This is a genomic window from Lysobacter xanthus, from assembly GCF_047159895.1.
Window position 1 is genome coordinate 1 of record NZ_BAAGAB020000124.1, and the last position, 3,138, is coordinate 3,138.

General features: G+C 59.7%; 6 protein-coding genes. All 6 read left to right on the forward strand.

Features of this window, described 5'->3' with window-relative positions:
- The first annotated feature begins 92 nt into the window (after nt 1-92).
- A complete protein-coding gene (locus tag ACY35P_RS15195; RefSeq protein ID WP_462116677.1) occupies nt 93-764 on the forward strand; it encodes a HEPN domain-containing protein in 672 nt (223 codons plus the stop codon).
- Between the two features lie 154 nt (nt 765-918).
- Complete coding sequence (locus ACY35P_RS15200; protein ID WP_462116678.1) at nt 919-1,209, forward strand: hypothetical protein; 291 nt, start codon at nt 919-921, stop codon at nt 1,207-1,209.
- A 57-nt stretch (nt 1,210-1,266) separates the two neighbouring features.
- Nucleotides 1,267-1,707 (forward strand): hypothetical protein, encoded by a 441-nt coding sequence (locus tag ACY35P_RS15205; RefSeq protein WP_462116679.1) that lies wholly within the window; start codon nt 1,267-1,269, stop codon nt 1,705-1,707.
- Between the two features lie 17 nt (nt 1,708-1,724).
- Nucleotides 1,725-2,027, forward strand: a complete 303-nt coding sequence (locus ACY35P_RS15210) for a hypothetical protein (RefSeq protein ID WP_330948376.1) — start codon at nt 1,725-1,727, stop codon at nt 2,025-2,027.
- Nucleotides 2,028-2,098: 71 nt separating this feature from the next.
- Nucleotides 2,099-2,503 (forward strand): hypothetical protein, encoded by a 405-nt coding sequence (locus ACY35P_RS15215; protein WP_462116680.1) that lies wholly within the window; start codon nt 2,099-2,101, stop codon nt 2,501-2,503.
- Nucleotides 2,504-2,661: 158 nt separating this feature from the next.
- A complete protein-coding gene (locus ACY35P_RS15220; RefSeq protein WP_462116681.1) occupies nt 2,662-3,060 on the forward strand; it encodes a hypothetical protein in 399 nt (132 codons plus the stop codon).
- Nucleotides 3,061-3,138 lie beyond the last annotated feature (78 nt).

A 3,138-nucleotide genomic window follows, 5' to 3' on the forward strand; every position in this document is an offset into this window, starting at 1 on the left:
AGGCAGTTCCGCCTGAGCGCTAACAATTCGTCCAAGCCGACGCCGCTTCGCGGCGCGGCTTAACTCAGGTGTTAGGCCTCAGAGGGAACAGCATGGCGATCTCAGAAGACAACAAGCACACGGCGCTTCTAATCGACAACGTGAGTGAGGTTCGGCGACTAAGAACCTTTCGCTCCCCAGTTGCGGGAACCAGCAAAGAAGTTCTCTACAAGAGTTCAATAGTCTTGCTCGTCGCGTGCTGGGAGTCCTACGTTGAGGACCTGGCTTCGCATTCGCTCGAGTACATGATTGAAACCTCTGACTCGCCAGCCACGTTTCCTCCGTTAGTGCTAGATCGGGTGTCCTCGTCGTATAACGGGCAGAAGATGTGGTCGCTTGCGGGCGATGGATGGAAGCAGGCGCTTCGCGACAACTTTAAGACTGTGCTCGGGAAAACCACTGGCGTGTTCAACACACCGAGGGCGGACGACGTCGATGGACTGTTCAAGAAGGTGATCGGCCTGGAAGATGTTTCCCACGCTTGGCACTGGGAAGGCACAACTCGTGATGAGGCCTGTCAGAAGCTGAACGAGCTGGTGACACTGAGAGGATCAATCGCCCACAGAGTGAAAGCGGACCAAGCCGTATCACTCGCAACGGTGAAAGCTGCCGAAGAGTTGGTGTATTTCTTGGCTGTCAAGTCACACAATCGAACACTGTCGTTTTTGAAACAAACGGTTGGGTCGGCTCCGTGGAAGCGTATTAAGTTTAGGAACCAGCACTAACTGAGGCCTAACAATTCGTTCAAGCCGACGCCGCTTCGTTACGGCAAAAGGCTGGCAAAGAAAGCCTGCCAGCCTTTTGCCTCCACTACGCGGCGCGGCTTAACTCAGGTGTTAGGCGGTTCGGTATGCGCAGCGGAAACTCTGAGGAGAGCACATGACTTGGATTGTCGGCGTAGTCGTTATTGCTGCGTTGCACTTAGCCGCCATCGTCGCGGGGCGGAAAACGGATACGCAGATTCACCGCGCCTGCTTTCTCTCCGGGCTTGTGGGTCTGCTCAGCTTCCCGCTTCTCGCCTATGTCGCTCTCAACGGGCTGTGCGTTGCGGGAGCGTGCGGCCACGGCACAGATTTCGCGCTACTGTTTGCTTTAGCCATCTTTGTCGGCGCGGCTATCGTCTCTGCCGTCTCAGTCGTGGCACTTGGGGTGCGGCGGTCACGCGCCTAACAATTCGTCCAAGCCGACGCCGCTTCGCGGCGCGGCTTAACTCAGGTGTTAGCGCCCATGGGCAACTTCCTCCGCAGTTGGGCAAGGCTAGTCGCTCCTACCGTGGGCGGGCTGGCGGCGGGTAGCGTTCTAGCAAGCGCGCTGCTGGCACTTGCGCGATTCATGCCGAACACTTTTTCGCTGATAGCGGCGACCATTTCTCTGTGGCTGCTGTTTGCCTTGTACGGCTTTGTGCTCGGCCTACTGCCGGCCCTCTTATACGGTGCCCCGCTGTATGCGACGGCCCAGCGCGTGGGTCACGCCTCGTACCTGGTTGCGGGCATCATCGGAGCTTTGCCCGGTCTTGTTTTGCTCGCGTACGCGGGTGACTGGCTCATTCTGGCCTACGGCGTTTTCAGTGGACTTGCCACGCACTTCTTCGCACAACCGCGCTGGCCTTGGTCACGACTGGGCGCTAACAATTCGTCCAAGCCGACGCCGCTTCGCGGCGCGGCTTAACTCAGGTGTTAGCGCCCTTGAAGCAAGTTGATCGCCAGTCGAAGGCTCTTACTGATCCGACCACGGCAAGTGTCGGCGGCCTGCTCTCGCTGGTATTGGCTGCTGGTGGCTTGTACCTCGGCGTCCATGCCCTTGCCATCGGCTGCATCAGTCTCATGCGCGGGCGGCACGGTCCGACCGTCGCGCACTGCGCGCCAGAAACGTCCTATTGGGTGGCCACTGCCATTTCGCTGGTGCTCGGCATTGGACTGGTGGTAGTTGGCTGGAAATTCCTGCAACTCGCGCGTAGCAGTCGTGGCGCCAATGCACCAGGGCGCTAACAATTCGTCCAAGCCGACGCCGCTTCGCGGCGCGGCTTAACTCAGGTGTTAGCCAACAAAGGAGAGTACGCATGACCATGAGCACAACGAAAGCTGCGGCCCTTGCGGCCGTCTCCTTCGCGGCCGGGCTGGCCATCGCCAATCTGCCCGCCGCCATCGCCTCTGCGGAGCCCACGCCGGATCTTTCCAAGCGCACGTTCTCCGTGTTCATCGACGAAGTAAAGCAGAACCATGTCTTCGCGGATAAGTTCTCCGGTTCCTATTCGAAGACGGTCATTCTCTCCGACGGGTCCAAGCGTGAGATCACGCTGACCCCAACCGTGCACAAGGGCATGCAAGTAGTCGAGCTCAAAGACACAGGTGGGCTCACCTACATGTCGCTGAGTGGCACCACTACCAATGGGACGCTGATGGTGCAGGTCAAGGATGAAGAAGCCTCGAAAGCCGCACTGAAGTCTCAGGGCTGGAAGTGGTAGTTGTTGGCTAACAATTCGTCCAAGCCGACGCCGCTTCGCGGCGCGGCTTAACTCAGGTGTTAGGCCTCATGGAGAGAGCAATGCGGCGTGTAGTCGGAGTTGTGGCTTTTCTGGCGAGTTCCGCGTCCCTTGCGGCACAGCCCGCACAGGTGGCGGTTGTGTCCCGGCTCTACCGGGATTTCTCGTGGGAGGCGGTGCTGGTTCAGCCGGAAGGCGCCGGCCTCGCCCAGCAGCCCAAGGCGGTGCTGCAGCGCTACTTCACGCCAAAGCTGGCTTTTGCCCTTGCAGCAGATGCAGCCTGCGCCGCCCGCGGACGGGAGATCTGCCGCCTCGATTTCCTTCCGTTGTGGGCGTCCCAAGATCCATCCGCCCATGACCTCACCGTGGCGCAGGCTGGCGCGGGTCTGGTCAAGGTCACCTTTGCGACACCCTCATCCACACAGGCTACTGTCCTGCAGTTCAAGGTCGTGCCAACCAAGGCGGGCTGGCGTGTAGCGGATATCGTTTACCCGTCCGGTCCGTCGCTTGCCTCTCTACTCTCGGGCAAAACGGAATGAGGCCTAACAATTCGTCCAAGCCGACGCCGCTTCGCGGCGCGGCTTAACTCAGGTGTTAGCGCCCACCACCGACTGCAG

Bases quoted from the DNA above. Each gene is read 5' to 3' on its own strand.
- ACY35P_RS15195 (WP_462116677.1), top strand. From the start codon at position 93: ATGGCGATCTCAGAAGACAACAAGCACACGGCGCTTCTAATCGACAAC.
- ACY35P_RS15200 (WP_462116678.1), top strand. From the start codon at position 919: ATGACTTGGATTGTCGGCGTAGTCGTTATTGCTGCGTTGCACTTAGCC.
- ACY35P_RS15205 (WP_462116679.1), top strand. From the start codon at position 1,267: ATGGGCAACTTCCTCCGCAGTTGGGCAAGGCTAGTCGCTCCTACCGTG.
- ACY35P_RS15215 (WP_462116680.1), top strand. From the start codon at position 2,099: ATGACCATGAGCACAACGAAAGCTGCGGCCCTTGCGGCCGTCTCCTTC.